This is a genomic window from Paenibacillus sp. J22R56, assembly GCF_056269375.1.
On the sequence record NZ_JBWDNV010000002.1, the window covers coordinates 510635 to 537618 of the forward strand.

Sequence of the window (26984 nt, forward strand, 5' to 3'; positions counted from 1 at the left end):
CCGGTGCGTTTTTTTACTAGCTAATATCTTAACGTACATACAAGCTTTCTCTTTTTTTCATATAATCTAGTATTCATGAACAAAAAGGGTGAGCTAGAGTATGAGTGATGGGATAACGGGGCTGACGGGTCAGACCGGACCTGCAGGGCCGCAGGGAATTGCCGGGCCACCAGGGCCGCCGGGGTTAACAGGAATGACAGGGATGACGGGAGCGACTGGTCCGACAGGACCTACCGGGTTAACCGGACCTAGGGGGCAGCAGGGTATTCAAGGACCTCCAGGGCCAGCAGGGCTGCCGGTTAGCAGCTTTGGAGATGCAGGAATGCTCTCTGAAGTTAAAATAGTAAAAGGTGAGCCAATCGTAGTTACAGATTTCTTTGAATCGGAGAATGCAGAGCTTCAAAGCGGTTCGATTGTTGTACCAGATGCAGGACTCTATCTTGTTACTTATTCGGTCAACGTTACGCTGCAGCCGGTGTCGGAGATTACTTTTATTATTGCTGTAGATGGTGATCTGGAAGGGAAGACACGAGGCAGACTTGCTAACGGTAAGAATAACGATTCAATAACAGTAGGACTCAGCAGAACACATCTGTTATCCCTATTGCCTAATTCCGCGATCACCTTGGCATGTGAAAATATGAATGGCACGGTAACGGCTTTTGAACCGGTTTTAACGGTTATCAAACTTCGAGATTTTTAGAATTTCCAATATTTTATAATAGATGGCTATATGTTATCCTCTCTATATCACAATGATAAGGGTGAAGCAGGTGGCCGTTTCTAAGAAGGCTCAAAAGGTTTTGGATCAACATTGTATCCGATTGGAGCAGGAACTCCCTAATGTGGTCGAAGCTTATCATCTATTTGGCTCGGTTTCATTAGGAGCATTTCAAGAAGGGCTAAGTGATCTTGACGTTGTAGTTGTTACCAGTAGACCGTTAGTCGAGCGCGAAGTGCAAGCTCTGGAGCAGATCCATCGTGAGCTGGAGGAGAAATTCCCAACGATTAGTCTGGACGGCAGATATGTCGTGAGGGAGGATATAGAGAACCTGGCTTATAAAGATTGTCCTTATTACTATTTTAATAGCGGGAAGCTAGTGGGTATGGAGAGACTTTACAAGAACTCGATAGATGCATATCAGCTCAAGCAGTACGGTATCCCAATCTTGGGCAAAGATCCGCGTATGTACGATTACACTGTCGATTGGGACATTTTAACTCAGAACTTGAAACGGAATATCGAACAGTATTGGATGAATTGGAAAAGAAAGGTCGAGAAGTTCCCTTCCAAAAATTACTTTGGCATGTTGTATAAAGGTTGGATGATCGAGTGGGGTGTCTTAGGGGTCTCACGTATCTATTATTCCATTCGGGAACAGGACATGATCTCTAAGACCGGAGCTGGTGAGTACGCCCTTCAGCATGTCCCGGCTAGATGGCATCGCATCATTCAGGAATCGATACAGTTACGCAGTGGCTCGAAGAGGTCGTTGTATCGCTCTAAACTCCAAAGAAGGAAAGATGCACTAGCTTACATGGATTATCTAATGAAGGAGTGTTTACGTGAGTAAGATTGAAGCGGTTATCTTTGATCTAGATCAGACTTTACTCGATAAGCACGAATCCTTAATTCAGTTCGCAAATCATCAATATGAAGCTTTTTCATTAATGTCCTGCAACGTCGGTAGAGAGCTATTCATTGAGAAGTTTGTGGAGCTGAATCATGCTGTTCGACCAAAAGATGAAGTGTATGAGGAGTTAATCGCCTTTTTCCATATCGAGAGCGCTTTATTTCCTTCTCTGTTAGAAGACTTGGACCGTAACTTTCATGAATTTGTTATTGGATACCCTGGTTTAGTGGATATGCTGCATGCGTTGAAAAAAGAAGACTGCAAAATTGGCATGATTACGAATGGGAGAGCCTTTTATCAGCTGAGCAAAATCAAGTCACTTGGAATTGAAGGTTATTTCGACGATATTATTATTTCTCGTGCAGTAGGATTAAGAAAACCAGATCCTGCAATCTTTCAATTAGCTCTTACTAATCTCGAAGTCTCCGCAGAACGAACGGTATTTGTAGGAGATAACGTTAAGGCAGATATGATGCCGGCAAAACAATTGGGAATGAGAACGATATGGAAAAGTGAGGCTGCTCAAAGTGAATATGCGGATGTGGTCTGTGATAATTTGTTTGAACTGCCAAGCATAATTGCAAAGTTTGCATAATAAAACCGGGATACTAGACGAGTGCCCCGGTTTCGTTGTTTTGTTATTTCGCTGCTAGGAATTTCTCCATTTCAGTACGGTTGGTGCCATCTTCAGAAGGAACCGTATTGGTTACACCCCAATAATCACGTTGGACGGTTTCTTTATTAGGGAAAGCGTATAAGTCCAGATCATGAAGGATACGATGCATGAAGCGCAGGGCGTCCGGGTCATGCTTTTCACGGGCAATATTGGCTAGATCGACTAAAGTATTCATATCTAATTGCAAGCCCTGAACGCTCGATAGCGCCTTACCGATTTCCTCATATTTCTTCGTATTGAATGCTTCTGAGGTTAAGAATTCATTCCATGCATCGTCATTGTCAGATGCGAAATTATCCAGACCTCCTCCAGTAACCTTAAGGTCAAAGGCTGCATGGAATTCTTTTATCGTCGTAATCGCACGGCCTTCTGTTGAGTTTGCCTCAAAATCAACCTGAGGAACATGCAGTGGTTTGTTCGTAACTGCGGTATTTGATTGATCAGCAGCCTCGACTTTATCTCCATCGCCCATCGCTTTCAGAACGAAATTAGCGCCAATTGCCCCAGCACCACATATCAGTACGAAAGCGATAGCCGCTCCAATTAAATTCTCTTTCACTCTCAAAAGGTTAATCCTCCTTAGATGACTGTTAGGAATAGTAAACTTTAGTTTACCAAAATATAATTTCTAAAAGGTTTCTCTTAAATTATTTTAATAATTATTTACTTCGAATATAGGTTTCGTAGAAGATTGCTAGAATAAGACGGTCATGAATGTTTTTCCTTATTTATACAATTGTACGCATTTTTGTTGGGTTGGTTGCGGTGCATAAAAAGAGAAAAGAAAGGACCTCAGCTTCATGCTGAAGTCCTTTCTTACGTTAGTCACTTACTCAGATAGAAATTGGAATGACTTGAAATGGAATTGACTTCCCGGAAGGAAGATAAAGGTGACGGTCTGAGGACCGGTAATACGTTTCAGTGTATATTCGCGCTCGCAATAATCTTCGGAATAAGCGAATTCCAGGAGCTGTTTCGAATCGCCATCGGGACCGCTGAACAGGACATGAATCGTATTGTTGTCGATTGGAGACTGTCCATTAATTACGAGCTTAGTCGCTCCCACATCTCCAAAATCCATATCCTCAAACACCAAGGAAACGTTATTGCCGATATTTTGAATGGAATCGCCAGCCAGTGTGTAGGTATCCCCATAGATCTGATTATTATCCAGTGCATCAAGGCGTTCAAAGGCTTTAATAGCTTTGTAGAATTGGAAACCTTTCAGATGGATCTTGCGATTCAGCACAAAACTCAGGGAAGTAATACCCTTCAATTTCCGTGGCAAACGGTAGGTCTCTTCTTGATAGACATTCCATTTGGTCTCCTTATGATAGGATACTTGGGTGATCAAAGATGCGTTTGGCTCGCCAGGAATACCTTCCCAGATATCCATCAAGAACTGTGCGCTGTCCAAAGAGAAGATCGGTAATGTCAATTCATCCGTACCATAGCTGCCGAAATCAATATTGTCAAAGCAGATCCAGCTCTCGCCATCTCTGCTAGTCGCAACTCCACGTTCATTGCCATTTGTTAGATTGCGGCTTGACTCGCTATGATAACCGGCGGATACAAACTCATACGGATTAATAAAAGCTTGTCCGACGCCGTTAATCCGGAATTCCATTAAGGAATAAAGCCGGGTTTTGTCAGCACCATTCTTCGTCGCACAGCGGATATAGAAATCCCCATCGCTTAAGGCTGTTACGATAGCTTCTTGGCCGTTTGCCTGCAGGCTTGCGATATTTGCATCTACTCCGGCTACATTCGTAACCCGCCATTCGATCTCTTTATAAGTCGCATTGCTAGGGTGAGTAACGACTTGAACCGGAAGGGAGCGGGTATCAGCAGTAAGTTCATTACCTTGCGGGCAGATGATCTCCAGTTTACGAACTGGAATTTCATCTGTCTCCAAAACTTCAACGCCAGCTGCAGAAGACATAGCCGGGTTATAAGCATACAACGAATATTCTGCTGCAGAATCGGTAGTAGCCGTTACAGGAGCAACAGATGTTAGTGTAATCGCGCTGGTCGTTAAGCCGTTGGAGGCTGCACGAACTGTAATTGTTCCGCTCTCCAATGTTGATGCGATAACAGCGAGCAGCTTGCCGCTGAACATCCGGCGGTTATTTCCTTTGTACGAATCATAATCCGTACTGTCTCCATTATCCAACCCTACAAGTCGGCCAGGTCCATCAACCGATACGTGTATCCGATTATTCGCATTATCTACCGGCATACCTTGGTGGTCGAGAGCAGAGATCTCGATGAAGATCAGATCGGAACCATCGGCGGTTACTGTATCTTTATCTGGTGTGAGCTGGATAGCGGCCGCATCTCCGAAAGAGGATTTCACATCGGTTGCAATCGTGTTGCCGGACTCATCGTAGGCAACTGCACGCAGGACACCCTTCGTATAAGGGATTTGCCATTCACCAAGCAGTTTCTGTCCATGAGCATGGTCGATTTCATAGGTACCCATCGACAAATTATTAAAGAACAGCTCAATCTTTGGTGCATTCGAGCATACACGTACATCAATTAATTGACCTTCAGAGAAATCCCAATATGGGAAAATATGAACCATTGGCTTCACTTTATAATTGGTCCATTCCGCTTGATAGATATAGAACGAATCTTTCTTGAACCCAGCGGTATCCAGCTGTCCGAAATAAGAGTTCTTCGTATGGTAAGGGGTTGGCTCACCAATATAATCAAAGCCGGTCCACAGGAATTGTCCCATCGAGAAGGTTGCATCACGGTCTGCAATGATGCAGGCTTCCGTACTTCTTGCCCCCCAGCTGGTGGAGCTGTTGCCAAGCGACGAGCATTGCTCATCATCATCCGCCAAGACGGATTGGGCAAGAGGGAAGTGGTAAATACCGCGGCTTTGTACCGTCGAGCAGGTCTCACTTCCATAAATGAACCAGTCCGGATGTTCTTCATGATGCTGCTGATAATATTTGTCTCCGTAGTTATAACCGGCGAACTTGACCAAATCCGCGCACTTCTGGGCGTTCTCCCATGGCATATAGTTAGAGCCGATGGTGACAACAGCATTGCCCTTTGGATCATGATAGTGGACCTTGTCCCGAAGCTCAATTGTAAGAGCTTGTCCACGTTCATCAGCATGGGTATCGTAGATTTCATTGCCGATACTCCACATCAGCATGCTGGGATGATTACGGTCTCTGCGAACCCAGCTGGCAATATCCTTTTCCCACCAGTCGGCATAAAATCTCGCAAAGTCATACGGTGTTTTCGCCCGTTCCCACATATCGTACGCTTCGGATACGATAAGGACTCCCATCTCATCGGCTAATTCCATTAGCTCTACAGCAGGCATGTTATGAGCAGTTCGAATGGCGTTTACGCCCATTTCTTGAAGAAGGGCAATTTGTCTTCTTAATGCCGTTTTATTCACGGCTGCGCCTAGGCAACCTAAATCATGATGTTGGCAGACACCTTGGAGCTTGACGTGACGGCCATTGAGGAAAAATCCTGTTTCCGTATTAAATTCAAATGTGCGGAAGCCGAAGGTTTGTTGTTCGACATCGATAACGACATCATCGGCAATAAGTTCCGTCTGAAGCTTATAACAATTCGGCTGTTCGATATCCCATAGGAGTGGATCCTGAACCGTCAGGATGCTGCTAAAGGTTACCGTCTGATCAGCTTCTGATTGGACGGAAACTTCAGCTTGGCCAATAATAGATGAGGATGTATCGAAAATACTGTGGCGGAGCTTAAATTCTGCTGCACTAGACTGTTTCGCAAAAACGACCTCGGTATCCACCTCAACGGCCCACGCCTCACCTTTATTGGCAGCGGAAATATAGATTCCATCAGAAGCAAGATGTGTATCAGGAGAGGTGATCAGCCATACGGGACGGTAGATCCCTGCACCAGAATACCAGCGGGAGTTCGGAGACTCATGAATAACCTGGACGTAGATTTCATTGTCACCATTTATTAAATAAGAAGTAATATCGAGTTCAAATGTTGAGTAACCATTTTTCCAGGTACCGGCTTCGCGTCCGTTGACGTAAAGGGTCGAGTTCATGTAAACGCCTTCAAATCGCAGCGAATAACAGAGGTGAGGGTTGATCTCAGTAAGAGTTATGGTTTTGCGATACCAGCCAACACTGTTCTCATACAGATTGTTCGAATCATAGATCAGCCAATCATGTGGGATGGTGATGGGGGACCAAGGAATCTCACCAGCTTTAATCGTATCTATCTCGGTTCCTAGCGGATGCTTGGAGAAATACCAATCATTATTCAGCTTTTGTTTTTGGCTCATGGGATGAACTCCTTTCAATCTATCAATTCTACTTCGATAGTGGCATTGAAGTGCCTTGAAGTGCAATGAAAATACAAAAGAAGTAATATTATTCGAGTATATCATTTAATTATTAAAGTAAAGACCGTAGGAAGTATTGAATTGAATAATGAGATTAAATCCTATAGAATTAAGGCATAAGTCCCATTTTTGTAAAACTATCGGATGAATTCGAGGAAGAGCAGGGGAGCTGAGGAAGATCTCGACAATTCGATCCATCTTATTGTGTGCTAAGTTATCACAGCAGTTCGTAGCAATCTTGACAGAAGAAGGCAAGAAGTGGAACGGAAAGATCGAGAAGGTGGAAGATAAGTTTGTGCAGCTTCGATATGATGACAGCATGCTCATTCATGTACCCATCTGTATGATTGAAGAAGTAACAATGGCATAATAAAGTCGCGGGGCAAGCTGAGTCAGCTTGTCTTTTTTTACATAGTAGTAAGCCGTTATCCTTGTGCATGAATTGTCGGATAGACAGGAACAGCTTTTGCTATTCTATTGATGAGGAAAGGAGGAAGGCAATGAATACGCTGGACAATATGAATAAAGCCTTGAAATATATTGAAGACAATCTGACAGAGGAGATTGATTTCAAAGAAGTAGCGAAGCGGGCGTGCTGCTCTGAATACCATTTTACAAGAATGTTCTCATTCCTTGCCGGAGTAACGTTATCCGAGTATATCCGCCGCCGGCGCTTGACACTCGCAGCCTTTGATCTTATGGATTCGTCATCTACTCGAGTTATTGATATTGCTGTCAAGTATGGTTATTCTTCACCAGATTCATTCACGAAGGCATTCCAAGGCGTACATGGGATCACACCGTCTGAGGCGAGACATAGCGGCCAGTCTCTCAAAGCTTTTCCACGTATGTCCTTTCAATTATCTGTGACAGGGGGAGACGAAATGAATTACCGGATTGAAGAGAAGGAAGCATTTAGTATCGTTGGCATTATGAAGAGGGTTCCGATCGTATTTGAGGGAGTGAATCCAGAGATTGCTGCAATGTGGCAAAGCTTGAATGAGGAACGGATTAATAAGATGAAGTCTTTGTCCAATATTACTCCGAAGGGTCTGTTAAGTGCCTCCGTTCATTTCTCAGAAGGGCGTATGGAGGAAAAAGGGGAGCTGGATCACTATATCGGGGTTGCAACTACTGAAGCTTGTCCGGATGAATTTAGTGAGCTGAAGGTTGCTCCAAGCACCTGGGCTGTATTCGAAGCCGTTGGTCCATTCCCAGCAACGCTTCAGAATATTTGGGGCCGAATCTATTCGGAGTGGTTCCCGTCCTCGAATTATGAAGTGGCCGAGGGTCCAGAAATCTTGTGGAACGAGCATAAGGATATTACATCGCCGACCTATCGGAGCGAGATTTGGATTCCGGTGGCGAAAAGAGCATAGCTGCTTATAATGGAGGGCACCTGTAGAGGGTGCTCTCTTCTTTTCGTAAATAGATAGGTTGAAAATTATTTGGTTAATTTTAACAAGAAGATATGCCATAATAGCCTTATTGAATCTAGGGAGGGAATCATGTGATCAAGCGTTCATTGGAAGAGATCGGAACCATGATCCAAAGAAACGGTGTTACTGCTTCTATTCGTTCTCCTGAACCTATAGGCATCCAAGGCGTCTCCATTGATTCCAGAACCGTAAAGGAAGGCAATTTATTTGTCCCAATCGTAAGAATCGATGATGGACATAACTATGTTCTGAAGGCATTCGAGAACGGAGTAGTCGCTGCGTTATGGCAGGAAGATCATGATCCCATGCCGGAGGGTGTACCGTTAATTATCGTGAATAATACCTTGAAAGCTTTGCAAAATCTTGCTCAAGCCTATCGCGAACAGCTTAGCTGTAAAGTGATTGGCATTACCGGGAGCAATGGTAAAACGACTGTCAAAGATATGACAACATCGATATTAAGTACCAAATATAAAGTTCATAAGACACACGGTAACTTTAATGGCATGTATGGTCTTCCGCTCACTTTATTAGCAGTTGAAGAGGATACCGAGGTCGTAGTTCTCGAGATGGGAATGAGCAATGCTGGCGAGATAAAAAATCTATCCGAAATTTCAAAGCCAGATTATGGTGTTATCACGATGATTGGTGTATCACACTTGTCGAGTCTTGGCTCGAGAGAGGGAATTGCATCAGCTAAGCTGGAAATACTCGAAGGCCTGAATCCTAATGGAGCCATTCTTATAAATGGAGATGAGCCTCTGCTCACCGAAGCACTGCCGAAATTGCAGCTTGCTGAGTCTATTTCGGTTATCCGTTTTGGAGAATCTCATCATAATGATTACTTTCCATTGACCATTAGCCAAAATTCAAACGGTCTTACTTTTACTATGAACGGATATAAGAATGAGTTTTTTGTCCCTTTGCTTGGACGTCATAATATAGTTAATGCGCTTGCTTCCATCGCGTTGGCAGAACGTATGCAAATAAAAGAACAGGATATTCAATCTGGGCTTGCGCACTTAGAGATAACTGGAATGAGGATGGAGAGGATCAGCTCTCCAAGTGGGTTTTTAATAATTAACGATTCGTGGAATGCAAGCCCTGTGTCGATGAAGGCAGCTATTGAAACCGTAGCGAATCTTGAGGGCTATCATCATAAGGTTTTGGTTCTTGGCGATATGATGGAATTAGGAGAACAAGAGCAACAATTTCATGAGGAAATAGCTAACAGTATTGACCCGTCCCACATTCATTCCGTTTTTACCATTGGAAATTTAAGCAGAGCGATTGTTGATACCTTACGTAATAAGGATTTTGAAGGAGAAATAAAACATTTTACTAACAAGGAAGAGCTAGTGTCAGCATGTAACCGCATATTGAGAAATAAGGATGTCATTTTAGTGAAAGGCTCACGGAGCCTGAAGCTTGAGGAGATTTGTGAAGCATTAAATCAGTAATTATTAGGAGGCAGCATGAACAGCGGTTTTTTATTGGATACAGAACACAACAGGCGTAATACGCTCAGGCAAACGAAACGAGCGGCGCTTACCGCCCTGCAGGGATATGAGCTGGAATGGGACTCTATTCATTTCATCCAAGTGTCTGAGCATGTCACTTTCCGAGTTGATTGCGGGAAGTGTGATAAGTACTTACTTCGGATACATGCAGGGAACAAATCAGCTGAAGCAACGCTGTCCGAATTGGAATGGTTAAATCACTTGAGGCGTAAGGAGATTATAGTACCAAATGGGGTCATGAATCGGGAGGGCTCACTCATCACAACCATTCCAGTTGAAGATGGCCAAACTTACTATGGAACCTTGCTGCGCTGGGTTAATGGTGAGCGCCTAGATAAATGGTCACTTACCGATGAGCATATTCAACAGATGGGGATGCTGATGGCAGACCTTCACACAGGGAGTTCTGATTTTGACGCTAGTAGAGAATTTACTCGTCCTCACTGGGGCAGCGACAGCTTTAAACGGGATTGGGAGCATTTGCAGCGGCATCATCATTCCTTTATTACAGATGATGCTTTTCAACTGTACACGATTGCTGCGGCAAAAGTCGCGGATATGCTTGATACCTTTGTAGCAGAGGAACAAGATTATGGTATGATTCATGCGGATTTGCACAGCGGAAATGTTGTGTTTCATAATGGCAAACCGTACGCAATAGATTTCGGAAGATGCGGCTTTGGCTATCATACTTATGACATCGCTCAATCAGTTATGGGGCTTCGACCTCATCAAAGAAAGCTTTTTATAGAAGGCTATGAGAAGGCTCGACTGCTAAGCAGCAAGGCTATTTCGATGCTTGAGTGCTTCTTCATTATGTCGATCATCGAAGCCTACAGTTTCCATGCGGAGAACGAGCTTGAGACGGAAGGCTTAATCGAGGAACAGCCATACGCTAGAGCAATATTGAATGCCTATCTGAACGGTGAACCTTTCTTGTTTCAGGTGCTGAATGAATAATTATGAATGACAGGAAGCCATCTACAAGTAGGGCTTCCTTTTTCATGGTTCAGACAATGTCGGTTGATTACGAGTCAATAAGCTTCAAACTAATGATGCAGCCTATAATTCCTGCTATGAACAAGATTCTCTTCGGATTACGTGGTTCCTTGTAGAAAAGCATGCCAACAATTGCTCCTCCAACTGTACCGATTCCTGTCCATACCGCATATCCGGTGGAGAGGGGGATTGTCTCTAAAGCTTGAAGCAGCAGCTGGAAGCTGATAATGAATGCAGCGATCATCAAGAGGTTGTTTGGCCAGTTGTTCTTCTTTGCGACCTGTTTGATTCCGATAACCCCAACGACCTCCAGTAATCCCGCTATGATCAAAATAGTCCAACTCATTGTTTTCGTCCCCCATCTGATGTTAGCTTCAATCCAATAATGAACACCAGCAGAAGCAAAATAATACCGATTTTGAGCAGTGAGATGTCGCCATTCTCAAAGATAGCTTCAACGGTCACTGTCCCGATGGTCCCGATGCCTGCGAACACCGCATAGGCCGTGCCGATCGGGATGACTTTTGCTGCGCGAATGATGAGATCAAAGCTGACGAGCAAGGAGACAAGGACGATTAAGGAGGGGACCGCTTCATACTTGAAGCCGGATGCCCAGACGATCTCCAAAGCACCGCCAATGGCGATATATAACCAAGCTCGATTTTGAGAGAGTACTTTTTCTTTTTTTAAAGGCTCCTCAGTCATTCCGGGTCACATCCTTCCAAATAATAATCAACAATACGATCAATGTAAGCCATGGTTGCTTGATCAAGGCCAAGAACCTTCTCCGTTTCGCCATCTTCATGACGAATGTAATTCCAATACTTATCAACGAGAGAGTCGTTATCCCCGAACCAGCTTTGCATGATACGGATCAATCTTTCAGCCAATTGCTGCGAAATCTCGGAGTGAGACGGCTCATCAAGATGGTTATGGATATCCAGCAGCAGCTTAACCCACTCTGCATTACGAGGATCATCCGAATCGATGCGTGGGAGCGAAGAAAGGGTCTGCAGCTCATCATCTCTAAAAACTGACTGACGCTGAGTGTATTGGGGCTGCTGATCTGCGGACGGTCTATCTGCTTGCAGAGAATGAATAAATTGCAGCAGCTCAGAAGCGTCGATCTTCCTTCTCAACTCTATGGTATGAAGGGAAACATGCAGCATCCGATCCAGCAGAGCTAGACATAACAGACCCAGCTTATCGTAATATTGCAAGGTTCTTACCGAAATTCCTGCCTGTTTCGCAAGCTCGCCAATTCTGTACATAAGAGGGATGCTCCTTCCCTTGAATTAAGTTATTTGTATTATAAAGCATGACGTATACGTAATAGTCAAGGGTGAGGGTAGTGGTTTCAACTATCGTTTTTGATGAAAATAGTTGTTGCATTTTGTCATATTGGCTTTTATAATAAAAACATCTTAAAATTAAGATAATTAAATTAAAGATAAATACCTGGATGAAGAGGAGGCGGGCCACATGAAAGATTTCGTGTCCGTAGTTACGGAGAGAAGATCTGCAAACAAATTTAATAAAGGTATCGCTATTGAGGATAAAGAACTGAATGAAATCTTTGAACTAGTCAAATACGCACCGTCATCTTTTAATTTGCAGCATGCTCATTATATTGTTGTAAGGGATGAAGAGCTTAAGCAACAGGTTTATGAAGCCGCAAATAAGCAATATAAAATTCAGACCGCTTCTGCAGTCATTCTTGTTCTTGGTCATATGGATGCACACCTAAATGCTGCGGAAATCAACGAGGGATTACTGAACTTAGGAGTCATAAATAAACAGGAATTTGATTTTACTGTTTCTTCGGTTCAGCAATTTTATGAAGAACGTGGGGAAGCCTTCAAACAAGATGAGGCGATTCGTAATGCTAATCTTTCCGCTATGTTATTTATGCTCGCAGCCAAAGAAAAAGGATGGGACAGCAGCCCAATGATAGGCTTTGACTCTGAAGCAATCAAAACACTATTAAACGTCCCGGATCGCTATGTTCCTGCACTGCTTATTGCAATTGGGAAAGAAGATACATCAAGCCGCAGAATACGGGGTTATCGCAAACCGGTTGGTGAGTTTGTTAGCTTTGAACGTTTTTGATTACATAAGTGTGAGGTAGAAAGGGTGAGTAAACAGAAAAGGATGCAGTCCTAATGGGCTCCATCCTTTTTTGTTTGATTTATAAGAGATCGGCACGAAACCTGCTTGCAAGTAAACGGGTAGCTTGAGTTGGATCAATATCGTAGACTAACAGCGCTTCTGCTCCAAGCGGAGCTGCGCACAAGCGTTCACCTGAAGGTGAGATGAGAGCTGATGAGCTTTTTTGATTGTTCAAGGAGTAGTTCACACTGGCAAAATAAATGTTATTTTCCGTGCTTCTGCCTATCATGGCTTGGTTGTAAAACTCAGGATTATCAACATCCCCAGTAAATTGCGGGTGGAAAACAATGCTTGCTCCTCTAATGGCCGCCCATCTTACGGTCTCCGGATATCTCCAGCCTTCATGGCAAATGACAATTCCGAATTTGATCTGTTTGATTTCGAACAGATGGCGGCACTTACCCGCGACATACCCGAAGAAGTCCTCGCCCGGATCTATTTGGTTCTTTGTCTGGTAGCCTAACAGCTCACCTTGCTCATCGATGACGAAGGCGACAAGGTGCAGGCCAAGTTCATCCTGCCATTCCATCGGTAAAATGACTGCGATCCCAGCTTGCCGTGCATGTTCACGGACTTCAGCGATAGCGGATTGTTGGAACTCATGATCATAAGCATCAACCTCGTACCCGACGCCTCTTAAGCCTGGAATAATAGATTCAGGGAAACAGATCAGATCACATTTTTGCTGGGAAGCTTGTTCAATTTGCTGTTTAACTCGAGTTAATCCATCTTCAGCAGAGTGGGGGAATTGCGTTTGTGCTAATCCAATTCTCATGATTGTCTACCTCTCCTCAGCGAACTTGTCATGTGTAAGTATAGCATGTAAATTTATTGTTTTTATAATCAATTAGATATATAAATAATGTTTAACGTATATTATAATCCAAATATAAAGCGCTTTCATAACTATGTGAAATCTGCAGCTTCCATAAGGCGTTTGCCCCAACTTACATCCTCTATGCAGCGCCTGTCTGTATCCCACATCATGCTAGGCTCCATTCATTCCGATCATCCAACCAGACCCCTCAAATGCTATGCAAATCACACCTTGGAAGGAGGTGGATTCGCACACGATCCATATGCAGTAGAGTATGACAAAGCTAGAATGAATGCAGGGCGGAGGCTGGATTTCGACTGCTTATTTCCCGCTTCCGATCTTATACCGAAAAGAGGCAAAGATAATGGGAATGAACGTAAAAAGGGTGTGGATTAAAACAATAGGCTTAGCCTTATTAGCCTGCTTGATGCTAATGGGGGAAGCTAGTGCATTTGGTCCTTCAACGATGTATACATCACCTTCAACAGATCCTGGGCCAGGAACCTTGTATCCTAGAGCGATCCGACTGCAATACAATGGAACTTCCAACGGTAACATGCTTGCTACCTTTGAGCATTATGTAAATGGAACACCAACATTTCCGATCTACCGCAGTACGGACGGCGGTGTAAGCTGGACTCAGATTTCCCAGGTTTCGGATACGGTAAATGGTTGGGGTATGCGTTATCAGCCATTCTTGTATGAGCTTCCGCAAGCCATTGGCAGTATGCCAGCAGGCACGTTACTGTGTGCGGGTAACTCCATCCCTTCCGATCTATCGCAAACGAAGCTTGATCTATACAAAAGTACGGACAAAGGCTTGACCTGGACATTTGTAAGTTCAATTGCAACTGGCGGGAAAGCAGATCCAAATGGTTCTTACGATCCAGTATGGGAGCCGTTCCTGTTTGTAGCCAACAACAAGCTCATTATGTACTACTCGGATGAGCGCGATGCTGCACATAACCAAAAACTTGTTCACGTCACTTCGACTAACGGTACAACTTGGAGCTCCGCAGTTGAAGACATTGCACTGGCAGATTCGACGAAACGTCCAGGTATGTCTACCGTTGCAAAGCTTGGTAATGGCAATTACATCTTGACCTATGAATACGGCGGATCACCAAACGGCAACTTTGCGGTTTATTACAAAATCTCGTCCAATCCGGAAAACTTCGGAGCTGCTACAGATCCAGGTACTGTACTTAAAACAAGAGACGGTGTTATTCCTTCAAGCTCTCCTTACGTTGTCTGGCTCTCTGGCACTGGACCAAACGGAACAATCGCTGTATCATCCAACTCCAGCACAGATCTCTATTTGAACTCGGAGAACGGTGCTTCAGATACGTGGACGAGAGTAAGTACAGTTGTGCCACAAGGTTACAGCCGTGCCTTATTGCCGATGGCTGATAACCACAACGTGCTTATTTTGACAGGTGGACCACTAGGCAGTGGACATAACTCGGTTAGATACGGCAGCAAAGAGTTAGGTGACGCCGCGCAAATTCACCAGCTGGAATCCAGCCGGTATGCAGGATACTATATGCGCCATTATAATTTCTTGGCTCGAATTGATACGAACCCTTCACCGATCAATGATTCCAAATTCCGAATGGTGCCTGGCCTGGCAGACTCCGGAGGTGTATCCTTCGAATCTGTCAACTTCCCTGGCTATTACTTGAGACATTATAACTATGTGCTTCAAGTGAGCCGTAACGACGGAACAACAACATTTAATCAAGATGCTACGTTTTATCAGACAGCGGGTCTTGCGAATTCGGCACAAGTATCGTTCAGGTCGTATAACTTCCCGACTTACTACATCAGACAATTGAGCTATACCAGCATGCGGATTGATCCGCTTAGTGCGTCAAGTTCGACGACAGATAAACAGGATGCTACGTTTATTATTCATTAAGATAGAGGGCTGCCAGGCGACTGGCAGCTTTTTTAGTGTGAAGGGAATTGAGTAGTGAATCTATCTAAATATGGTAAAATGATAGGGATCTATAAGAAGGTTTACCTGATACCAAATCACTTGGAAGAGGTGTGGAAATGATTGCTTTAGGCTCACTGAGCATTAATGTCATTACTTTATTCGTTGAAGATCTGCAAGCTGCAAAGTCGTTTTATGAACAGGTATTCAGCATTCCAGTCGTTTATGAAGACGACAACTCCGCCGTGTTTGACTTCGCCAACATGAGCATTAATTTGCTTCAGAATTCCGCCGCCCACGAGCTTATTGCTCCTGAGGTAGTCGCAAGCAGAGAGAATGGATCGCGGTTCCAATTCACAATTCGGGTTGATGATGTGGATGCTGTCTGTGCTGAACTCAATGCACGTAGTGTTCCCCTTCTCAACGGTCCTATGGACCGGCCGTGGGGTGTACGCACTGCAAGCTTCACGGATCCAGGCGGACATATTTGGGAGATAGCGCAACAGTTGACTTAATAGTGCTCAGTATTTTTAATGCTTGTAAAAATCCCCGGCCCTCGCCATAAGCGAGAGCCGGGGATTTATCCATTTAACCCTGCTTCAAACGAAGCATCATCGTCCAAAGATCAGAAGATTCATAGCCGAGGCGCCAGGCGGCAACGCCGGCGAGGTCGTATTTTTTAGCAATATTAATTCGTGCTTGTACGCTGCTTGCGGTCTCCGCCCAGAATACATAGGTGAAGCCGTCTTTCACGTATTTGTATTTCGTTTGACCTGGAGTAGCAGGATCGGAGACACCAACTGCGTTCGTATCTGCGATCAGCTTCGGAATGTCGCTCATCAGGACTGCACGGTTGCTGACAAGATTGCCAGAACCGTCGACTTTCCACTCTCGTACATAGAATGGAATACCAAGCATCAGCTTACTGCGAGGTACACCGTAGGTAAGGAATTGCTGAACACCAGCTTCCACCCAAGGCAGGCTCGCAACGGATCCTGCTGTTGATGCTCCGCTCCAATGCTCGTCATACGCCATGATGATAATTGTATCCACGACAGCAGCAAGAGCCGCATGATCATAAGCGGTCAAATGATCCCAGGACACGTCCCCACGCGGAAGATCGATGGATACTTTTAAGCTTTTTGCGTGAGCAGCCTTCGATAGAGCAGTGACAAATGAGGTATATGCCGCTCGATCTGTACCCGCTACTTCTTCGAAATCGATATTAACCCCGTAAACACCTAGTGCAGCAAGCTTTGTCACAAGACTCGAAATAAACTGCTGTTGAGCCTTGGAATCCGCGAGGAAAGCCGTTGTCATCTGCTTATCGAAATCGTTTGAGACAAGGGGCATCACTTGTATGCCATGCGACTCTAAGCTGGTTACCACCGCAGGATCGGATAAATCCGTTAGTGAACCGGCAGCATCTTTGAGCTCGAACCAGGAAGGGGAGTCGATCGACAATCCTTGAGTCTTTGCCGTCTGGTTCAAGATGGTCTCACTGTTGGAAGAACCATTCCAAGCCAGATAGACGAGGCTCTTCGTGTTGCTCCAAAGCTTGCGTCCATCCGCGTTCTGGACATAGCTGTTTGAATATCCTTTCGCATAAGCAACTGCTGAAGCTCTCGAGAAGAATGATTTCAGTTTGGTATCGCCTTGATAGACGGCTAAGTAAGGCACGCTTGTCCACCAAGTTGTTCCGTTATGTTTGACTTCCGAGTTTCCGTAATATTTGGCATATTGCAAAGCGGGATCAAGTGCAACAAAGGATTTAATGGTTTTGCCGCTTTGCAGTACATCGTAGGTGGGCACATTCGAGTGCACAATAAGGCCGGAAACATTATTAACAACGGTGCTGCTAGGAATAGCTGAGGCTGCTTTTATCGCATCGTATAGAAAAGCATACGTTTTTGTCCCCTTAACTTGGACCTTATCTACCTTAATAGAGTAGACGGCATTGCCGCTTCGTATTTTCTTCTCCGTTGCTTCCGTCATATTGTCCCAAATCCAGCTGTTAGAAGACAACTCCATAATATGAGCATTTGTCCAACTCTTTGCTTCCTTTTTTGCCGCATCTAACGTCGTGAAACCCCAATTCGTATTGGTTTTATCACCTTGATAGAGCTGATATTTCGGATAAGACTGATAAATCCAGCCCGGGCTTTCGAGATCCCGGATATGTACGCTTTTCAAATTCTTGGCTGCGGCCAGTGCCTCATTGTACGTGCGATACTCCCATTTCGTGCTGGAAGTGCCGCCTTGATAAATCTTGTACTTGGGCAGATTGTCCCACACCCATACACGGCCCGTAATCGCTTCCACATGACTGTACTCAAAGCTTGAAGCGTAAGCGATCGCCTGCTTATCGGTAGCAAATTCACGCAATGCTCGATCGTTCTGATAGACGCGATACTTGGTCATTGTGCCGGAAACCGGGCTAGCTGCCATGCTGGTTACACAAAGTCCAATGGTTTGGGCAACAAACAGAAGCAGAACTGCCGCCGATAGTTTTTTAAACATGCTGTTCTATCACTCTCCTCTCAAAGTCTACTAAATTAGACGCAATTGAGCCGATTAGGTTGCGATAAAATTTGGCATGTTCTCCAGTGTAAATATTGCCAAGAGTTCGAGCTTGACAGCACTGATGGATAAAAGTAGTGGAAAAGAATAACAATAAGGCCATGAAGGAAAAAGCTGGATGAGGTGATGAGATGGCACAGCTGTACGAGCGGCTGAACCTGAAGGAGCTGCTTGATGGTGATGGCGTTGAGCCATTAGAGCTTGAAAAAAGCTTACGCGAGGTGTGGGGCGTTAATCGATATCTCGGAGGTAATCCCGCTTTGTTTGTTCATTTGGAAAAGCTTATGCGGGGGCTTAATCAAGCAGAGCCTATTCGAGTGCTTGATGTCGCGACTGGGCTTGCAGATCTGCCAATTGCTTTTGTGAAATGGTGTGAGAAAAGAGGTCGGAAAGCGTCTGTTGTTGCAGTCGATAATCATCCACAAATTATAGAACTCGCAGCACGCAGGACAGATGCCTATCCGTCAATTGAGGTGCTAAATGCAGATGGAACAGCTCTTCCCTTCGAGGATAACAGCTTTGATATTGCCTTTTGCAACCTTGCCCTACACCACTTGGACGAAGGATCTGCGGCGAAGCTGCTAGGGGAAATGTCCCGCGTTACCCGTTCAGGCTGGGTAGTGACGGATTTAGAAAGGCATCGGCTTGCTTATTGGGCTGCTAAGCTGCTCGCTAAGTTTGTCTGGAGGAGTCCGGTGACGCGGCATGACGGGCCGCTATCGGTACAGCGCTCCTTCACTCAACAGGAAGCGAAGCTACTGGTCCATCAAGCTGGTGTCAAAGCTACAGTACATAAGCATTTTCCATTCCGCTTGGCAGTTGTTGGTCATGAATAATTATGATGTGATCGTAGTGGGGGCAGGCCCATCCGGAAGCACATTGGCGAAGTTACTTGCGGGTAGTGGTGCTCGCGTCTTAATGCTTGATGCAGAATCCTTCCCGCGTCGCAAACCATGCGGAGAATCGCTTAATCCTGGTGCAGTTGCTGCATTGGGAAGAGTGGCGGGATACACGAATGTGGAACAAGCTCTTGATTTTCCATACAGCCATTTAAACGGATGGCGGGTTGTAAGCGGACGAACAACGCTTGAAGCAGCTTACCCAAAAGGGGTTTTTGGCATAGGCTGCCGTAGAGAAGTAATTGATCAATGGATGGCCCAGCAAGCCACTCGGGCAGGGACGATTTTCGAGCATAGTACGAGAGTTGAACGCTTGATCTGGGAGGGAGAGAGGGTAACGGGTGTTGTTGCCCGTTCTCCTGAAGGCAGACCTCTAACCATACGTGCAGCTATTGTGGCAGGAAGTGATGGTCTTCGATCAGTAGTTGCAAGAAGTGCCAAAGTGAACCGATATGGTTCTCTTCGAAAGGCAGCATTCACCATGCGGCTGAATGGGATGCAAGGTTTAAACGGTAAAGTTGAACTATTTACAGGGCCGCTTGGAAAAGTAATTGGTCTTGCCCCTATTGGTGGTGGACAAGCGAATATGACCGTTGCATTAGATAGTAACCAAGCGTCGGCACTTGCGGGGCGAGAACGTTCTGCCTATGTGCTCCAAGAAGCGAGAGCGATACCGGAGTTATTCGATCGCTTAGTGGAGGCGGAGATTGAGGGAGAAGTATTGGCATGCGGACCATTCGACCGTCCAGTTCTGCCACATTTCATTGAAGGTATGGTTCTGCTCGGTGATGCAGCGGGTTATTATGATCCATTAACCGGGCAGGGGATATATCGGGCACTCAGAAGCTCCGAGCTTGCGGCACCGGCATTACTGCAGTCGCTTCAAAGTGGAAGATCGGAGCCGATCCGGCAATTTGTGGTTGATCGTAACCAGGAATTTGCATTTGGCACCAAGTTGCAGCACTTCATAGAGCGCCTAAACAGGCAGCCGCTCTTATGGAGGTCAGCCTTAAGGTTAGTGGGGGCAGTACCACTCCTTAGGAATAAGCTGGCGGAAGTAATAGGAGATTGTCCGAAGGAGACAGAGCCATGTATACCCGTAATGAAATCACCATAAATTGCGATCAAGAAACGGCATTTCAATATGCTCGGCAGGTGGAAAGATGGCCATTGCTGCTTCCGCATTATCGGGGAGTTCAGTTTGAAGAGGGCAGCAGCGATCAAGGCGGACTGGTGATGATGAAGGCGGTTAGACCGTTTAAACCATTCAGGTGGCCAGTATGGTGGGTCAGTCAGATGGATATCGATCAGCAGCGCCGCACGGTCTTTTACAAGCATGTTCGAGGTGTAACGGCAGGAATGGAAGTGGAATGGCAGATTGAGCCGCAAGGGCAGAAGGATCAGGTGAAAGTCGTTATTATCCACCGTTGGCTGCAGCCGCCATTTGGCCGAAAGCTTGCTTCGGGGATGATTGGCGATTTATTCGTCTATGCCATAGCGGATCGAACGCTGCAAGGACTTAAGAGGCAAATCGAACAGAAAGAAAAACAGGAAGAGGTGAGCTGATATGGCAGAGATAAAGGCGGTTGTGACTGGGATTGGCTGTGTAACGCCTATTGGTATAGGTGTAGAAGCATTATGGATCGGTGTGCAGCGTGGAGAGAGCGCTGTTAAACCGATTGATAGGTTTGTACCGGAAGGGCTCCGCAGCCGGATTGCTGCGCAAATCCCGCATTTTGATGCAACGGCTTTTATGGATAAGAAGCGTGCACATCGGATGGATCGTTATTCGCAGCTGGCGGTTGCAGGAGGCATTATGGCGCTTCGTGATGCAGGACTGGATGCGCAAGATATAGAGTCGGAGCGGGCTGGTGTATATATGGGATCTGCACTTGGAGGGATCGCGTTTGCTGAAGAGCAGTGCAGCCAATATATGCAGGGTGGATTTCGATCAGTTTCACCAACACTTGGTTTCTCGGTATTCGGAGGAGCGGCTTCCTGTAATCTTGCGATGGAATTTGGCTTTACAGGTCCTAATGAGACCAATTCGATGTCCTGCGGCTCTGGGGCAGTTGCGATCGGACGAGCTTTGCAGGCTATTCAGCGAGGGGAAGCCGATGTTGTTATTGCAGGGGGCTCAGAAGCGCCGCTTGCTCCTTTATCGTTTGGTGCATTTGATATGCTGCGTGCCATGTCCACACGTAATGAAGAGCCGTCAAGTGCGAGCCGGCCATTCGATCGGAACCGTGATGGCTTCGTTATGGGTGAAGGTTCGGCCATTCTCGTTATTGAGGCAGAGCATCATGCCCGTGCTCGTGGCGCGCGAATTTATGGAGAGCTTGCTGGATTCGGGTTAACGAATGACGCCCATCATATGAGTGCACCTCTGCCAAGCGGCGCACAGGCGGCAAGGGCGCTGAAGATGGCACTTGCCAGTGCAGATATGTCGCCGGATGATGTCGGGTATGTAAATGCACATGGTTCTTCTACGATGCTGAACGATGTGACGGAATCGAAAGTGATTAGAAGTGTATTTGGCAGCCGGCCTGTTGCCGTTAGTGGTACGAAAGGATTGTACGGTCATCCGCTTGGAGCTTCCGGTGCGATTGAAGCAGCCATTACGCTGCTATCCCTCAGTAACGGCTGGCTTCCGCCAACGACGAATTTACTTGATCCTGATCCGGAAGCGGAAATCGATCTGGTTGCACGGCATGCAAGAGAGGTTCGAGCAGACGCGGCAGTATCTAATTCCTATGGCTTCGGCGGCGTGAACGCCGTGCTTGCGTTCCGCAGAGCATAAATAAAGGGCATCTTCCCAAAAAGGGAGATGCCCTTTCATTTTTACATCACCCGATACTCTGCGCTTCTTCTTTGAAGGTTGTGCCCTTTGCTGTTAACCGATACAGACCATATACAACAGGATTCACTTGTGCCAATCCTGCTTTCACTAAGTCTTTAAGTGACTGATTAACACTGTATAGATTTCCCGAATCTTTGGGAAGACGTTCGCTGAGTTGCACGGGTGACAACCATTCTTTCGTTAAGGTGAGCAACACGGTTTGTTGAGTTGGAGTCAAATTCATTCTTTCTTCCTCCTGCTTTGTTAGGTCATCATTTATAACTATACGTTCTGATTGACGGATAGATTCAAAGTATATTTAAGCTGCTCAAATATGCGGCAATAAAGAATGTGAATCGCTCGGCCTGATCTCGAATATTGTAGGAATAAGGAGAAGGGCTGGTATTACTCAGATCGGAAGGGCGGGATTCAGTATGGAAATATCCGTTTATCGCCCGCAATGCCATGTTAGATTCATAACAGCAGCTGCTTTATTTGATGGGCATGATGCATCAATCAATATTATGAGGCGGATTCTGCAAGCATCCGGTGTCGAGGTTATTCATCTTGGCCATAACCGGTCGGTTCAGGAAGTGACGGGCGCTGCGATTCAAGAGGATGTACAGGGGATTGCGATCAGCTCTTATCAAGGTGGACATATCGAGTATTTAACGTATATGTACGATGTATTAAAGCAGGCAGGAGCCGACCATATTAAAATTTTCGCAGGTGGCGGCGGGGTTATTATTCCTTCAGAGATGGAAGCTTTACACCGTTACGGAATTGCAAAAGTATTCTCCCCGGAAGACGGTCGTATGATGGGGCTGCAAGGTATGATCAATTACATGATTGAGGCAAGTGATCATCCTACGCCAAGACAGGCTGAGCAGGATCTTAAGGGGCTGAAATCAAGAAATTGTGGAGCGATTGCTAGGCTTATATCGGCTGCCGAAGATAAAGCAGCCAATCTGTTTTTGGATCACACGACAACAAATGTTCTGCAACAGCTGCATGAGCAAATTCCTGAGACGCCGGTACTTGGCATTACAGGAACAGGAGGAGCGGGGAAAAGCTCACTCACTGATGAGCTGGTCCGCAGGTATCTTGATTATTTTCCATACCGAACCATTGCCGTTATTTCGATTGATCCTACCAAGAGGAAGTCGGGTGGAGCGTTGCTTGGAGATCGGATTCGGATGAATGCGATCCATGATCCAAGAGCTTATATGCGCAGTATGGCAACTAGAAACTCTCGTTTGGAGATAAGTGACGCCACGAAAGACGCCATTGCTGTCGTCAAACAAGCCGGTTATGACTTTATTATTATCGAAACGAGCGGGATCGGCCAAGGTGGTGCTTCGATCGTGGATCTATGTGATGTATCGATGTATGTGATGACGAGCGAATACGGAGCGTCTACTCAACTCGAAAAGATCGATATGATTGATTACGCCGATATCGTCGTGATTAATAAGTTTGAACGCCGCGGCTCGGAGGATGCACTCCGGGATGTTCGTAAGCAGTTTAGAAGAAGCAGGCGGCGCCTTGAAGGGGTTCCTAACGAGCAGCTTCCTGTATTCGGGACTATTGCAAGCCAATTTAACGATCCCGGTGTGACGATGCTTTTTCATCATGTGATGAAGCTCATTGAGGACAAAGCAGCTGGAGATTGGACGCTAATGCGAAATATCCCTTATGAGCAGGCTGCTAAGAAAAAGGCAATCATTCCTCAAGAGAGAACCGGATATTTGCGGGAAATTATACAAACCGTCCGTTATTATAAAAAATTTACCGAAGAGCAGGTCGCCGTCGTCCGAACGATTGCCCAACTGAAAGGCACGCGCCAACTGATTCACGCCAATCAAGGAAGGCTTCTGACAAATGAAGAGACCGTTCTTTTCGCTGAAAAGTTAGATGCCATGCTGATGGAATGGGAGGATGATCTGCATCTTGACTGCCGGAAGCAATTGTCGGATTGGCCGGATGTCCGCAGGTCCTATCAGCAATACGTGATGGAATCGCTTTCTGGAAGTCTTGTACCGAAGGTCAGCTTACCAAAGTTTCATGAGGCAGGTGAACTGCTTCGCTGGCTGCTGAAGGAGAATTTGCCTGGTAAATTCCCTTATACAGCAGGCGTATTCGCTTTCAAACGAACAGATGAGGACCCAAAACGCCAGTTTGCAGGGGAAGGGACTCCCGAGCGGACGAACCGGCGTTTTCATTATCTATGCCGGAATGATGAAGCGAAGCGTTTATCCACTGCCTTCGATAGTGTGACCTTATATGGGCAGGATCCAAGCGACCGTCTCGATATCTATGGGAGAATCGGGAATAGCGGAGTTAATGTGTGTACGCTGGATGATATGAAAAAACTGTACGAAGGTTTTGATCTATGCCATCCTTCCGTCAGCGTATCCATGACCATTAATGGCCCAGCGCCAATCCTTCTTGCCATGTTTATGAACACGGCTATTGATCAGCAGATTGATATATTTGCAAGTGAGCATGGGCGACAGCCGGATGAGGCGGAGTACGCATCAATCAAGGTGCGAGCGCTGCGTTCTGTTCGAGGGACGGTGCAGGCGGACATTTTGAAGGAGGACCAAGGACAGAATACCTGTATTTTCAGTACCGAATTTTCTCTGAAAATGATGGGCGACATCCAGCAATATTTTATCGATCATAACGTACGCCATTATTATTCGGTCAGCATCAGCGGGTATCACATTGCAGAAGCAGGGGCGAATCCGATTACACAGCTGGCTTTTACGCTGGCGAATGGATTCACGTATGTGGAATATTATTTGGCGCGCGGGATGCACATTGATGACTTTGCACCCAACCTGTCTTTCTTTTTCAGCAATGGCCTTGACCCTGAGTACAGCGTGATGGGACGGGTAGCGCGCCGGATTTGGTCGACTGTCATGAAATACAAGTATGGGGCAAATGAGCGGAGTCAGAAGCTGAAATATCATATACAAACGTCAGGCCGTTCGCTGCATGCGCAAGAGATGGACTTTAACGATATCCGGACGACGCTGCAGGCCTTAATGGCTACTTATGATAATTGCAATTCTCTTCATACAAATGCGTACGATGAAGCCGTTACGACACCTACGGAAAGCTCCGTACGCCGGGCGATGGCGATCCAGCTTATTATTAATCGGGAGTTTGGGCTGGCGAAGAACGAGAATCCACTGCAGGGCTCTTTTATCGTCGAGGAGCTGACTGATCTGATGGAGGAGGCTGTACTCGAGGAGTTTCAGCGAATCCATGATCGTGGAGGGGTACTTGGGGCAATGGAAACGCAATATCAGCGGGGCAAAATCCAAGATGAATCACTATTTTACGAGCAAAAGAAACATACGGGGGAGCTGCCGATTATCGGAGTGAATACGTTCTTGAATCCTGAACCAGGAGAAGAGCGTTACGATATGGAGCTTGCACGTTCCACGGAAGAAGAGAAACAAGCGCAAATTTGTCATTTGCAGGCTTTCCAAATGAAGCATCAGCAGAAATGTGCGGAAGCATTGGACAGTTTGAAGAAGGCAGCCAAATCAGACGGGAATCTGTTCGAGACTTTGATGGAGGTTGTGAAATTCGCGTCTATCGGACAGATTACAAATACTTTATTTGAGGTTGGCGGGCAATATAGAAGGAATATGTAACTCAGGAATAGAAAATATAGGTAAAACAATTCGAATGAGAGGTGAAGACTTGAAACGAATTGTAGTTGGGCTAATGGTCCTCTGCTTACTAATTCTCAGCAGCTGTAGTCTTGGAGAAAGTGGAGAAAACGTCTACTCAGGTATTAATAGTAAAGATATTCCTCAAGTTGCAAAGTCCAAGGAAGTCTATTCGTTTCAGGGGCATAGTGATAACTGGGCTGTGTCGGTGTTTATTTATAAGCTGCCAGGAACTGAACGGTATGATTCTGTGAGCTTCTTAAAGTTTCTAGGGCCTAAACCTTATCCAACAGGAGAAATCAAAACTAATTATGATGGCGGCAGCGGGTTTGTTGGCGGCAGTGGTGCGATTATCACGGAGGATGTATCTGTAAGCGGAATTTATTTCTTGCTCTTAAACGTAACGAAAGCTGTACCTGATAAGAATACGGTCATCAAATTACAGGTTATATGGGACGGACAATCCGACTATTTTGACCTAAAAGCTTAAGCGGAGGTAAATTAATCGTGCTTGTTCTTACCTTTCTACTAACGGTTATGAACTCTATTCTATTATTTATCATTTATCTTAATCTTCCAAAGCGGGATATTACGAAAGAAGCTATTGATCAAGCATGGGCGAATGATCGTATGAAGCGGGAAGAGAAGTAGACAGGTATAGAAAAAGCCTCCAACCCCACTCTTACAGTGGAATTGGAGGCTTCGTCATTTCTAATCTAATCTTCGATGTCCGCCCACATCTCTTCGTCCACATCCAGCTTAATATTGGAGCGGAAGACGCGGCGGTTATACTGCCGGTACATATATTGCTCAATCGCCTCGAGCAGATTTGCTTCGATAATATATTGGCTCCGACCTTTAACCCATACTTCTGCGGTGAAGCCGTACTCTTCATCCCAGGACAGCTGCACCTCCACGTCCGAAGGTTGCACGCCTCTGCGATCTGCCATATGCAGACAAACGGCATTAATAATTTCGTCCGTGTAAATTCTTGTCATTAGTAAGGTCTCCGTGTATCGGGATTATTTTTCTTCTTAAACATTCGGAACAGCGAGATAACAATTCTTACGAGCACGAAGATTGCAAGCAAGTTGATGATCAGACCAAAGAACTGACCCATACCGCCCATGCTGCCCATCATGCCGCCAAACAACATACCTGCGATTCCACCTACGAGCATGCCTTTCATAAAGCTGCCTCCGCCGAAAAAGCCTTTGCTTGCCGTTGTGCCTGTTTTAGATGTTGTTGCACCAGTGTTTGTCTTCGTACCAGAAGTTGATTCTGATGCAGCTGGCTTCTTAGGTGTTGTCGTGTAGCTTTGTTTTGGCGATTTGAATCCGCCGCCTCGTTTTGCAGCATCCGCTTGACCAAGACCAAATGTCAGGAACAAAGCGAAAGCGATCATGACCAGTAACCCTTTTTTCATT

At 45.7% G+C, this 26984-nt stretch carries 27 protein-coding genes; 17 read left to right on the top strand and 10 right to left on the bottom strand.

Annotated features, from left to right (window positions below; translation table 11 throughout):
- Positions 1-100: 100 nt before the first annotated feature.
- The 3 genes from AC0YNT_RS06295 (at position 101) to AC0YNT_RS06305 (ending at position 2229) form a co-directional block, all read left to right on the top strand.
- Positions 101-703, top strand: coding sequence for a hypothetical protein (locus tag AC0YNT_RS06295; RefSeq protein ID WP_475803790.1), 603 nt, complete (start codon positions 101-103; stop codon positions 701-703).
- 100 nt (positions 704-803) lie between these two features.
- Positions 804-1574 carry an aminoglycoside adenylyltransferase domain-containing protein gene (locus AC0YNT_RS06300; RefSeq protein ID WP_475803791.1) on the top strand — a complete coding sequence of 257 codons (771 nt, stop codon included), beginning with the start codon at positions 804-806 and terminating at the stop codon, positions 1572-1574.
- Positions 1567-2229, top strand: coding sequence for an HAD family hydrolase (locus tag AC0YNT_RS06305; protein ID WP_475803792.1), 663 nt, complete (start codon positions 1567-1569; stop codon positions 2227-2229). Before AC0YNT_RS06300 ends, AC0YNT_RS06305 begins: the two co-directional genes overlap by 8 nt.
- 43 nt (positions 2230-2272) lie before the next feature.
- Here AC0YNT_RS06305 and AC0YNT_RS06310 read toward each other — a convergent pair whose 3' ends face one another.
- The gene (locus AC0YNT_RS06310; RefSeq protein WP_475803793.1) at positions 2273-2875 is read right to left on the bottom strand and encodes a hypothetical protein; all 603 of its coding nucleotides are present in this window, start codon (positions 2873-2875) and stop codon (positions 2273-2275) included.
- A gap of 264 nt (positions 2876-3139) precedes the next feature.
- Positions 3140-6613 carry a glycoside hydrolase family 2 TIM barrel-domain containing protein gene (locus tag AC0YNT_RS06315; protein WP_475803794.1) on the bottom strand — a complete coding sequence of 1158 codons (3474 nt, stop codon included), beginning with the start codon at positions 6611-6613 and terminating at the stop codon, positions 3140-3142.
- Positions 6614-6911: 298 nt separating this feature from the next.
- On the opposite strand from AC0YNT_RS06315, the gene AC0YNT_RS06320 reads away from it, so the two are divergent.
- From AC0YNT_RS06320 to AC0YNT_RS06335, 4 genes are all read left to right on the top strand, one after another.
- The gene (locus AC0YNT_RS06320; protein ID WP_475803795.1) at positions 6912-7043 is read left to right on the top strand and encodes a hypothetical protein; all 132 of its coding nucleotides are present in this window, start codon (positions 6912-6914) and stop codon (positions 7041-7043) included.
- 130 nt (positions 7044-7173) lie between these two features.
- A complete protein-coding gene (locus tag AC0YNT_RS06325) occupies positions 7174-8052 on the top strand; it encodes an AraC family transcriptional regulator (protein WP_475803796.1) in 879 nt (292 codons plus the stop codon).
- A gap of 131 nt (positions 8053-8183) precedes the next feature.
- Entirely contained in the window at positions 8184-9572 is a 1389-nt protein-coding gene (locus AC0YNT_RS06330; protein ID WP_475803797.1) for a UDP-N-acetylmuramoyl-tripeptide--D-alanyl-D-alanine ligase, read from the top strand.
- A gap of 15 nt (positions 9573-9587) precedes the next feature.
- Complete coding sequence (locus AC0YNT_RS06335; RefSeq protein ID WP_475803798.1) at positions 9588-10592, top strand: phosphotransferase enzyme family protein; 1005 nt, start codon at positions 9588-9590, stop codon at positions 10590-10592.
- 67 nt (positions 10593-10659) lie between these two features.
- On the opposite strand, the gene AC0YNT_RS06340 is transcribed toward AC0YNT_RS06335, so the two are convergent.
- Genes AC0YNT_RS06340 through AC0YNT_RS06350 form a run of 3 tightly spaced genes read right to left on the bottom strand, consistent with a single transcriptional unit; the run spans position 10660 to position 11902 of the window.
- Positions 10660-10977 (bottom strand): DMT family transporter, encoded by a 318-nt coding sequence (locus tag AC0YNT_RS06340; RefSeq protein WP_475803799.1) that lies wholly within the window; start codon positions 10975-10977, stop codon positions 10660-10662.
- Positions 10974-11336 (bottom strand): DMT family transporter, encoded by a 363-nt coding sequence (locus AC0YNT_RS06345; RefSeq protein ID WP_475803800.1) that lies wholly within the window; start codon positions 11334-11336, stop codon positions 10974-10976. Before AC0YNT_RS06345 ends, AC0YNT_RS06340 begins: the two co-directional genes overlap by 4 nt.
- Complete coding sequence (locus AC0YNT_RS06350) at positions 11333-11902, bottom strand: MerR family DNA-binding transcriptional regulator (protein ID WP_475803801.1); 570 nt, start codon at positions 11900-11902, stop codon at positions 11333-11335. Before AC0YNT_RS06350 ends, AC0YNT_RS06345 begins: the two co-directional genes overlap by 4 nt.
- Positions 11903-12113: 211 nt before the next feature.
- Here AC0YNT_RS06350 and AC0YNT_RS06355 point away from each other — a divergent pair, with 211 nt between their 5' ends.
- A complete protein-coding gene (locus tag AC0YNT_RS06355; protein WP_475803802.1) occupies positions 12114-12740 on the top strand; it encodes a nitroreductase family protein in 627 nt (208 codons plus the stop codon).
- Between the two features lie 79 nt (positions 12741-12819).
- Here the strand turns inward: AC0YNT_RS06355 and AC0YNT_RS06360 are convergent, their stop codons facing one another.
- Positions 12820-13575 (bottom strand): carbon-nitrogen hydrolase family protein, encoded by a 756-nt coding sequence (locus AC0YNT_RS06360; protein WP_475803803.1) that lies wholly within the window; start codon positions 13573-13575, stop codon positions 12820-12822.
- Between the two features lie 406 nt (positions 13576-13981).
- Between AC0YNT_RS06360 and AC0YNT_RS06365 the strand changes: the two genes are divergently transcribed.
- Entirely contained in the window at positions 13982-15535 is a 1554-nt protein-coding gene (locus AC0YNT_RS06365) for an AbfB domain-containing protein (RefSeq protein WP_475803804.1), read from the top strand.
- A gap of 137 nt (positions 15536-15672) precedes the next feature.
- Positions 15673-16068: a VOC family protein gene (locus tag AC0YNT_RS06370; RefSeq protein ID WP_475803805.1), complete on the top strand. Its 396-nt coding sequence runs from the start codon at positions 15673-15675 to the stop codon at positions 16066-16068.
- A 73-nt stretch (positions 16069-16141) separates the two neighbouring features.
- Here AC0YNT_RS06370 and AC0YNT_RS06375 read toward each other — a convergent pair whose 3' ends face one another.
- A complete protein-coding gene (locus AC0YNT_RS06375) occupies positions 16142-18073 on the bottom strand; it encodes a glycosyl hydrolase family 18 protein (protein WP_475803806.1) in 1932 nt (643 codons plus the stop codon).
- Positions 18074-18264: 191 nt separating this feature from the next.
- Here AC0YNT_RS06375 and AC0YNT_RS06380 point away from each other — a divergent pair, with 191 nt between their 5' ends.
- From AC0YNT_RS06380 to AC0YNT_RS06395, 4 genes are read left to right on the top strand one after another with little or no spacing between them, the layout of a single operon-like run.
- On the top strand, positions 18265-18969 hold the full coding sequence (locus AC0YNT_RS06380) for a methyltransferase domain-containing protein (RefSeq protein ID WP_475803807.1): 705 nt from the start codon (positions 18265-18267) through the stop codon (positions 18967-18969).
- Positions 18962-20149: an NAD(P)/FAD-dependent oxidoreductase gene (locus tag AC0YNT_RS06385; RefSeq protein WP_475803808.1), complete on the top strand. Its 1188-nt coding sequence runs from the start codon at positions 18962-18964 to the stop codon at positions 20147-20149. Before AC0YNT_RS06380 ends, AC0YNT_RS06385 begins: the two co-directional genes overlap by 8 nt.
- Positions 20122-20598: an SRPBCC family protein gene (locus tag AC0YNT_RS06390; RefSeq protein ID WP_475803809.1), complete on the top strand. Its 477-nt coding sequence runs from the start codon at positions 20122-20124 to the stop codon at positions 20596-20598. Before AC0YNT_RS06385 ends, AC0YNT_RS06390 begins: the two co-directional genes overlap by 28 nt.
- A 1-nt stretch (position 20599) precedes the next feature.
- Entirely contained in the window at positions 20600-21832 is a 1233-nt protein-coding gene (locus AC0YNT_RS06395) for a beta-ketoacyl-[acyl-carrier-protein] synthase family protein (RefSeq protein ID WP_475803810.1), read from the top strand.
- A gap of 46 nt (positions 21833-21878) precedes the next feature.
- Here the strand turns inward: AC0YNT_RS06395 and AC0YNT_RS06400 are convergent, their stop codons facing one another.
- The gene (locus AC0YNT_RS06400; protein WP_167273544.1) at positions 21879-22115 is read right to left on the bottom strand and encodes a helix-turn-helix domain-containing protein; all 237 of its coding nucleotides are present in this window, start codon (positions 22113-22115) and stop codon (positions 21879-21881) included.
- 190 nt (positions 22116-22305) lie between these two features.
- Here AC0YNT_RS06400 and icmF point away from each other — a divergent pair, with 190 nt between their 5' ends.
- The 3 genes from icmF to AC0YNT_RS06415 are packed head-to-tail and all read left to right on the top strand — an operon-like array spanning position 22306 to position 26208.
- Entirely contained in the window at positions 22306-25539 is a 3234-nt protein-coding gene (icmF, locus tag AC0YNT_RS06405) for a fused isobutyryl-CoA mutase/GTPase IcmF (protein ID WP_475803811.1), read from the top strand.
- Positions 25540-25588: 49 nt separating this feature from the next.
- Positions 25589-26047: a hypothetical protein gene (locus AC0YNT_RS06410; protein ID WP_475803812.1), complete on the top strand. Its 459-nt coding sequence runs from the start codon at positions 25589-25591 to the stop codon at positions 26045-26047.
- 17 nt (positions 26048-26064) lie between these two features.
- Complete coding sequence (locus AC0YNT_RS06415) at positions 26065-26208, top strand: hypothetical protein (protein WP_475803813.1); 144 nt, start codon at positions 26065-26067, stop codon at positions 26206-26208.
- A gap of 65 nt (positions 26209-26273) precedes the next feature.
- On the opposite strand, the gene AC0YNT_RS06420 is transcribed toward AC0YNT_RS06415, so the two are convergent.
- Positions 26274-26555, bottom strand: coding sequence for a YxcD family protein (locus AC0YNT_RS06420; RefSeq protein ID WP_167273559.1), 282 nt, complete (start codon positions 26553-26555; stop codon positions 26274-26276).
- The gene (locus AC0YNT_RS06425; protein ID WP_167273562.1) at positions 26555-26983 is read right to left on the bottom strand and encodes a hypothetical protein; all 429 of its coding nucleotides are present in this window, start codon (positions 26981-26983) and stop codon (positions 26555-26557) included. The genes AC0YNT_RS06420 and AC0YNT_RS06425 overlap by 1 nt, the downstream gene beginning before the upstream one ends.
- Position 26984: the final 1 nt, after the last annotated feature.

Excerpts from the sequence above, each read along its gene's own strand:
- AC0YNT_RS06380 (WP_475803807.1), top strand. The coding sequence starts at position 18,265 with ATGGCACAGCTGTACGAGCGGCTGAACCTGAAGGAGCTGCTTGATGGT.
- AC0YNT_RS06425 (WP_167273562.1), bottom strand. The coding sequence starts at position 26,983 with ATGAAAAAAGGGTTACTGGTCATGATCGCTTTCGCTTTGTTCCTGACA.
- AC0YNT_RS06375 (WP_475803806.1), bottom strand. The coding sequence starts at position 18,073 with ATGTTTAAAAAACTATCGGCGGCAGTTCTGCTTCTGTTTGTTGCCCAA.
- AC0YNT_RS06345 (WP_475803800.1), bottom strand. The coding sequence starts at position 11,336 with ATGACTGAGGAGCCTTTAAAAAAAGAAAAAGTACTCTCTCAAAATCGA.
- AC0YNT_RS06365 (WP_475803804.1), top strand. The coding sequence starts at position 13,982 with ATGGGAATGAACGTAAAAAGGGTGTGGATTAAAACAATAGGCTTAGCC.
- AC0YNT_RS06340 (WP_475803799.1), bottom strand. The coding sequence starts at position 10,977 with ATGAGTTGGACTATTTTGATCATAGCGGGATTACTGGAGGTCGTTGGG.
- AC0YNT_RS06390 (WP_475803809.1), top strand. The coding sequence starts at position 20,122 with ATGTATACCCGTAATGAAATCACCATAAATTGCGATCAAGAAACGGCA.
- AC0YNT_RS06355 (WP_475803802.1), top strand. The coding sequence starts at position 12,114 with ATGAAAGATTTCGTGTCCGTAGTTACGGAGAGAAGATCTGCAAACAAA.
- AC0YNT_RS06385 (WP_475803808.1), top strand. The coding sequence starts at position 18,962 with ATGAATAATTATGATGTGATCGTAGTGGGGGCAGGCCCATCCGGAAGC.
- AC0YNT_RS06420 (WP_167273559.1), bottom strand. The coding sequence starts at position 26,555 with ATGACAAGAATTTACACGGACGAAATTATTAATGCCGTTTGTCTGCAT.
- icmF (WP_475803811.1), top strand. The coding sequence starts at position 22,306 with ATGGAAATATCCGTTTATCGCCCGCAATGCCATGTTAGATTCATAACA.
- AC0YNT_RS06395 (WP_475803810.1), top strand. The coding sequence starts at position 20,600 with ATGGCAGAGATAAAGGCGGTTGTGACTGGGATTGGCTGTGTAACGCCT.
- AC0YNT_RS06350 (WP_475803801.1), bottom strand. The coding sequence starts at position 11,902 with ATGTACAGAATTGGCGAGCTTGCGAAACAGGCAGGAATTTCGGTAAGA.
- AC0YNT_RS06325 (WP_475803796.1), top strand. The coding sequence starts at position 7,174 with ATGAATACGCTGGACAATATGAATAAAGCCTTGAAATATATTGAAGAC.
- AC0YNT_RS06315 (WP_475803794.1), bottom strand. The coding sequence starts at position 6,613 with ATGAGCCAAAAACAAAAGCTGAATAATGATTGGTATTTCTCCAAGCAT.
- AC0YNT_RS06335 (WP_475803798.1), top strand. The coding sequence starts at position 9,588 with ATGAACAGCGGTTTTTTATTGGATACAGAACACAACAGGCGTAATACG.
- AC0YNT_RS06370 (WP_475803805.1), top strand. The coding sequence starts at position 15,673 with ATGATTGCTTTAGGCTCACTGAGCATTAATGTCATTACTTTATTCGTT.
- AC0YNT_RS06360 (WP_475803803.1), bottom strand. The coding sequence starts at position 13,575 with ATGAGAATTGGATTAGCACAAACGCAATTCCCCCACTCTGCTGAAGAT.
- AC0YNT_RS06295 (WP_475803790.1), top strand. The coding sequence starts at position 101 with ATGAGTGATGGGATAACGGGGCTGACGGGTCAGACCGGACCTGCAGGG.
- AC0YNT_RS06400 (WP_167273544.1), bottom strand. The coding sequence starts at position 22,115 with ATGAATTTGACTCCAACTCAACAAACCGTGTTGCTCACCTTAACGAAA.